The organism is Verrucomicrobiota bacterium, from assembly GCA_019247695.1.
Classification (GTDB): domain Bacteria; phylum Verrucomicrobiota; class Verrucomicrobiia; order Chthoniobacterales; family JAFAMB01; genus JAFBAP01.
This window is the reverse complement of record JAFBAP010000020.1, coordinates 1-6,461: the sequence shown is the minus strand read 5'-3', so window position 1 is coordinate 6,461 and position 6,461 is coordinate 1. Positions and strand designations below refer to the sequence as shown.

6 protein-coding genes are annotated in these 6,461 nt (G+C 62.0%); all 6 read right to left on the bottom strand.

Annotated elements, in window-relative coordinates:
- Positions 1-646: 646 nt before the first annotated feature.
- On the bottom strand, positions 647-1,075 hold the full coding sequence (locus JO015_02270; protein MBV9997915.1) for a hypothetical protein: 429 nt from the start codon (positions 1,073-1,075) through the stop codon (positions 647-649).
- A 271-nt stretch (positions 1,076-1,346) separates the two neighbouring features.
- Entirely contained in the window at positions 1,347-2,324 is a 978-nt protein-coding gene (locus tag JO015_02265) for a hypothetical protein (protein ID MBV9997914.1), read from the bottom strand.
- Positions 2,325-2,512: 188 nt separating this feature from the next.
- Entirely contained in the window at positions 2,513-3,562 is a 1,050-nt protein-coding gene (locus tag JO015_02260; GenBank protein MBV9997913.1) for an ABC transporter permease, read from the bottom strand.
- A gap of 31 nt (positions 3,563-3,593) precedes the next feature.
- Positions 3,594-5,144: a sugar ABC transporter ATP-binding protein gene (locus JO015_02255; protein ID MBV9997912.1), complete on the bottom strand. Its 1,551-nt coding sequence runs from the start codon at positions 5,142-5,144 to the stop codon at positions 3,594-3,596.
- Between the two features lie 79 nt (positions 5,145-5,223).
- Positions 5,224-6,042, bottom strand: a complete 819-nt coding sequence (gene iolB / locus JO015_02250) for a 5-deoxy-glucuronate isomerase (GenBank protein MBV9997911.1) — start codon at positions 6,040-6,042, stop codon at positions 5,224-5,226.
- Positions 6,039-6,461 (bottom strand): transketolase family protein (locus JO015_02245; GenBank protein ID MBV9997910.1); only part of this gene is annotated, 423 nt, incomplete at its 5' end. The genes iolB and JO015_02245, both read right to left, overlap by 4 nt.

Below are 6,461 nucleotides of genomic sequence, written 5' to 3'. Positions count from 1 at the left end.
GACGCGCGGATGCGTGGCGCGTGCCGGGTCTTGCTTGACGGTGGCAGAATTGCGGGTCAGGTCGAGGGGTAAACGCTGGGCTATGTTCTCTTGGCCCTTCGGGCCGTACGACGGTCACGGCTGTCCCCGCGCTGCTCTCAAAAAATGCGGGTAAAGCTCAGGGCTTTACCCTGAGTAACTGTCAAATCACGATCGAACCCTGAAGGGACGGCAGAAGGCGTTGCTCACGGGTTCTGCGGCCCTTTCAGGGCTCGATCGGGGGGAAACGCCTTCCCAGGGTGAAACCCAGGGCTAAGTTCCTTTGGCCCTTCAGGCCATCAAATCGTCTCGCTGCTAGTTCCCCTTGCCGGTCTCGTCCTGCTCCCTTGACTTGCGCGATAGCCGACGCCAGGAGAAGACAAACATTGCTGCCACAATCGGAATCATCACCAACCCGGCGTTCGCCTCGACCGCAAGAATAACGTGCATCGCCCAGGGTGTATCAGGGCTGCTCCTGATACGCAATGCAAAAATACAGCCGAGTGCTGAGATGCAAGGCAGGGTAATTCTTAGAGGTACATAAAGCAAATGCTGATACGTACCCCAAATGCCGCATCTCGCCCGGTAACACCGCTCGAGAGCTGATAACAGGAAATTCGCTGGACCCTTACCGGCTTCCCTTTCGGCCTTCGGTGTCCGCTGAGGCTTTTGCAACCCACAACCGGCGCGTGGATAAGCACAGCGCGGCCGCCATGACCGGGATTAACACCATGCCGGCGTTGGCTTCGGGAACTACCGGAACCGACCCGTTCCCTGTGACCGCGTACGAGGAGCCGTTAGGCCTCGCCGCGCTGACCAGGTGAGGATTCTGCCACGAGCTCTCGTGCACCCTGACGGGCTCCGATGCTCCCCAACCGCCCCAGCCATGATGGTCCCAAAAGTGGACCCAGCGGCGGCAAAGACGCGCCCAGGGCTCATTTTGATCCGGTGCTCCCGAATCACTGGGTGCGGCCTGTACCAGCGTCGACAACGACAAGAGGGTCAGGGCGACCGCAAAACCTTTGCGGACCTTGGAAGAGAAAAGAATAATCTTCATCCTAAATGGTAGTGGGGTGTTATTTATTACTGCGCAGCATCATGGAGTATTACCAATTTACTAAATACTCCTTTTCTTGAAAACAGCACATCAGGGTTGGGTATTACAGTCCATACATAAGTGCGGCTGGCTTCGTCTTATTTCCTAGCTATTATATCAGGTATGAAATGACGAAAAACGAGAACGCCTGCACGGCCGGTTCGCCCGGCTGCCCCTTATAAAGGCCATACGCGCGGCTTCAGGATCCCTGCCCGGGTACCGCGCTGAAAGTTCATGGCACGGCCGGCTTCATGGTTGCCGTGGTGCGGTCGATCCCGGCAGAGGTGTTGCTTGCAGCGAGAAGCCCCTCAACCTCGCCGCGGGTGGGGATGCCGCGTTGGCCACCCGGCTTGGTCGCTTTCAAAGCGGCCGCTGCGGCTGCAAAGGAGATCCGCTGCGCGAGCGGCATTCCCTGGATGAGCGCCGCCGCATAGGCACCGTGAAACACGTCGCCGCAGCCCGTTGTATCCACGGCCGGGACCCGGAACGCCGGTTGGTACCGGGGCACGCGGTCGGTTCCCGAGAACCAGATACCACCTGCTCCACAAGTCATCACGACGGCCTGCCGGTCCATGTCCCAGAGGTGATCGGTCGCCCACAGGCGTTCCAGCGCCGTCTGGGGCGACGTCGCGCCGGTGATTTTACGGCCGAAGGCCTCTGAGAGGATGACGTGATCGACCAGGGCCAGGAGTTCATTGAATCGAGGATCCGTATCGTCCTCGAGGTCCGCCACCACGGCCACGCCGGCGGACCGTGCAATCCGCGCCGCGCGAAGGTTACCGGCCATGCCGTATTGGTCGAGGAACAGGACCCGGGCCGAGCGCAGGACGGCTTCGCCCGGCAAGCTCTCGTGCGCACCGATGCGGCCGTTCGTCTGAAAGAAAACGTTCCGCGAACCGGTCGCGGCGGCGACCACGATCAGAGAATAAACCACGCGCGCGGCCGGGTCCCGCGGGGCTAATGAGACGTCCACCCCTTCGCGGCGGAAGTTCTCTTCAACGACCCGTGAAAGCTCATCCCGTCCCAACAGACCCGCGTAAGCGCAATGCGCTCCCAGCCGTGAAGCCGTGACCAGGGCCGTAGCCGTGAGCCCGCCGCACTGACGGTCGTGAGATCGGACCGCCACTTTTTCGTCCGGTCCCGGAAATTCAGAAACGTAAAGGAAGTCATCTACCGAGCTACAACCGAGTCCGATAATGTCCCACTGCATATAAAGCGCGTTTGCCTGGAAAGAGCAGCGAGCGCTCCGCCCGGCAAGAGGTTTTCCCGGACCCTCAGTCAGTGCGAGGTGGCGCACCCAGCCTTAGCGTATCTGCAGCCACGGCCGGCGGCAAGCCCGGGAGCACTCTCCGCTGCCGGGCTTGCCGAGAGATGCGCAAGAAAGAACCTTAGGACCGATCATCTCCGGCCGCGCCGCGATTTGGCGTAGGTGTCGAAGCCGACCGCCAGCACGATGATTATGCCGATGATGATCTGCTGGTAATAGGGGTTGACGTTCATGATCACCAACCCGTTGAGCAACACGCCGATCAGAATCGTGCCCACCACGGTGCCGGCAATGCCGCCCAGACCGCCCATCAGGCTCGTGCCGCCGATGACCACCGAGGCGATGACGGTCAGTTCATAGCCCAAGCCGGCCGTCGCTTCAGCCGAACTCAGGCGCGCCGACTGGATGAAGCCGGCCAGGCCGGCCAGGCAGCCCATGATGGCGTACACGCTGGTCAGCACCCGGTCCACCCGCAGCCCGGTCAGCCGCGCCGCTTCGGGGTTGCCGCCCGCTGCGTAGACGTGCCGGCCGTACGGGGTGTAGCGCAAGGCGATGTAGCCGCTCACGGCCACCACCAAAAACACCAGTACCGGCACCGGCACGCCGAGAAACGAGCCGTTGCCCCACCAGGTATAGCCCGGGTCAAAACCGCTGATGGGCGAACCGGACCCGATCAGGAGGGTGGCGCCGCGCCACACCGTCATGCCTCCCAGCGTCACGATGAAGGGCGGGATACGGAACTTCGTGCTCACTTTGCCTTGAATGTACCCGGCCAGGGTGCCCAACCCGATGCAGATCACTAACGCAATCAGCCAGCTCAAGCCCCCGAACTTGTGCGGGTCCGGCGTCTCGGAGCGCGACTCGCCGGTACCCTTAACGGCTCCGGCCCCGCACATGGCCGCCAGCGCCAGGATTGCTCCAACCGACAGGTCCACCCCGGCGGTGAGGATCACCAGCGTCATGCCTACGGCCATGATGCCGTAGATGGAGACGTCGGTCAGGATATTGAACAGGTTGCGCACCGACAAAAACCGCGGGTTCTGGGATGTGAAAAAGAGGATCAGCAGGATCAGGAAAATGAAAACCCCGAACTTTTGCAGGAAGCCGATCCATTCGAAGCGTTGCCTTTGCGGCGGTTCAACGACCTTGCCGGTCGTGGCGGCGGGGGTAGGCTGAGCCATATAGGAAAACAATCGGGCAGGGAGGTTGCGATCAGGCGGTGGGGGATGCAACCTGGACGTGCTGTTCACCCTGGGCAAGCACCATTCGTTGCATCAGCTTTTCCTCGGTGGCCTCCCGGGCCGGCATGTCACCGGTAATGCGGCCCTCTTTCACCGTGACGATCCGGTCGCAGAGCGAGATGACCTCGGGCAATTCCGAAGACACCACGACTACCGCCGTGCCGTTGCGGGCTAACTGGCGCAGCAGTTGGTGCACCTCGGCTTTGGCGCCGATGTCGATGCCGCGGGTAGGTTCATCGACGATGAGCAACTTGGGTTTAAGGGCCATGCAGCGGGCCAAAATCACCTTTTGCTGGTTGCCGCCGGACAGCGTGCCAACGATGACTTCCTGGTTGGCCATGCGAATGCTCAAGGCTTTGCGGTACTGCTCGACGAGCTCGCTTTCAGCCCGTTGGTCGATGAAGAAGGGCGGGATAAGAAACTTCTTCAAGCTCGGCAAGGTCAGGTTCATCCGGATGGAATGGGTCAGAAACAACCCTTGCTGTTTGCGGTCTTCAGGAACCAACGCCATCCCCAGTTCGATCGCCTCTGCGGGCGACGAGACGGTCACTGCCCGTCCTTCAAAATAGACCTGACCGCTCTCGAACGGGTCGGCCCCGAACAAGACCCGCACCATCTCGGTTCGGCCTGCCCCTACCAAGCCGGCCAAGCCCAGGATTTCGCCGCGCCGGATCTCCAGGGTAATACCCCGCAGCGGCACCGCCTGGCTGCCCGGCAGCCGTTTCAGGCGCGTAAGGTTTTCCACCCGCACCACCACTTCACCGCCCTGATGGTGCTCACCCGCCAGGTATTCCACGTTGCGGCCCACCATCATGCGCACGATCTGGTCGATGCTGACGTCCTTAACGTCGGCTTCCCCGGCGTACTTGCCATCGCGCAACACGGTGAGCCGGTCGCAAACCTGTTTGACCTCGCCGAGCCGGTGCGTGACGTAAATGATGCTGATACCCTGGGCTTTGAGGTCGCGCGCGATCTGGTGGAGTTTCTCGACTTCCCGGTCGCTCAAAGCCGCGGTGGGCTCGTCCAGAATGATGAGCCTGGCGTTCATCGTCAACGCCCGGGCGATCTCGACCATCTGCTGCTCGGCGACGCTCAAGGCGTAGACGGGCGTGAGCGGGTCAACCCGCAGGTCCAGTTTTGCCGCCACGGCCCTGGCCTCTTTGATCATCGTGGGCCAGCTCAGGAATTTGCCCCGCACCGGTTCGCGCCCGATGAAGATGTTTTCGGCCACCGACATGTTCGGCATGAGGGTGAACTCCTGGTAGACGGTCACGATGCCCAGCCGCTGGCGTTCATGGGGCAGTTCGCGTCCCAGGGATTTGCCGTCAAAGTCGATTTGGCCGCTGTCCTGGTACTGGGCGCCGGCCAGGATCTTGAGCAGGGTGCTTTTGCCGGCGCCGTTCTCGCCGAGCAGGGCGTGGACCTCCCCCCGCCTGACGTTTAAGGAGACGTCGTCCAGGGCCACCACGCCGGGAAAGCGTTTCCCGACGCGGTCCACTTTAAGCAACAGGTCATCGCTCATGCGCTCAAGGGGGAACATTTCGCCAGCCTGCACGAGGATCTGATCGTCGTCGCTTCAGCTTGTACGTCGTTCTTGCAGGCTAGCCGGCTTTTGGCGGAATCTCGATCGGATTACCTTGCCAATCTTTCGCTACCCAATCGTATTTCGGATCGTTCACGGCCGAAATCTTTCGAACATCGCCGGCCAGGAAGTTCAGGTAATAGGCGTTGGTGCCCGGCGCTTTCACCACGGGGTGATAGCCTTCGTGGATCAACACCAAGTCCCCGTGCTGCACCGGGATGGCCACATCCAGCTCGGTGTCGCGGGTGTAGAGGCGCTGGAGGGCAAACCCTTCCTCCGGCAGAAACCGGTAATAATAGGTTTCTTCATGGTAAGAGGAGTTATCCCGCGTGTCGTGCCGGTGCGGCGGAAAACTTGACCAGTTGCCGCTGGGCGTGTGGATCTCGTAGACGGTCAACCGCTCCGTCAACTCGTCCGAATCAGCCAGTGTGCTGACTCCCCGTTTGACGTTCGCTTCACCGCGGGTGGCCGTCGCGATCTGCTCCCGGCGGATGAGCCGCGCCGGAAGCCTGCCTTCAGCCGGGGCTCCCCCGATCGCGATTTCAAAAGGCTCGACCGCTTCCGCTTTGTACCGGGTTCGCGGCGGCAGATAAACGATATCCGGCACTTCACGGAACAGGTCCTTGCGGGCTAACTCGTGCGGCTGGCCGCCAAAGGACACTTTGCCGCGCCCGGCTAACGGCACGATGATGACCTCCTCGCCGGCCGTGTCGGCTTCCAGGGGTTCGCCCGGCGCCAGCCGCGCCACCTTAAAGGAGAGGTATTTCCAGCCCGCCGTTTCCGGGCGGATATCGATGAGAAACCGGCTGCCCTGATCAGGCCGATGATGCCGTTTCATCGGGCGGCCTCCACCACTTTTTTCACCCGCTGGCTCAAGCGCCCCGCCGACAGCTCAAAGAGGTCCAGCAGGAACTCGTTGGGCGCCGATTCGCCCCAGCGATCCTCCATGCCGAAGCGGAGCACCTTGCGCGGGGAATGCTCCGAGAGGATCTCAGCCACCAAGCCGCCCAGGCCCCCCAGCACGTTGTGCTCCTCCACCGTGATCACCAGCGGGTAGGCCGCGCACGCTTCCACAAGTTCCTGCGCGTTGACCGGTTTGACCGTCGGCACGTGCAGCACCCCGGCCGACACGCCCTGGCCCTCCAGCAGCTCCGCCGCCTCTTTGCAGCGGGCGCTCTGCGGCCCCGTCGACACCAGCAGCACGTCCTTGCCCTCTTTAAGTCGGTAGACCTTGCCCAGGCTGAACTGGTAACCCCC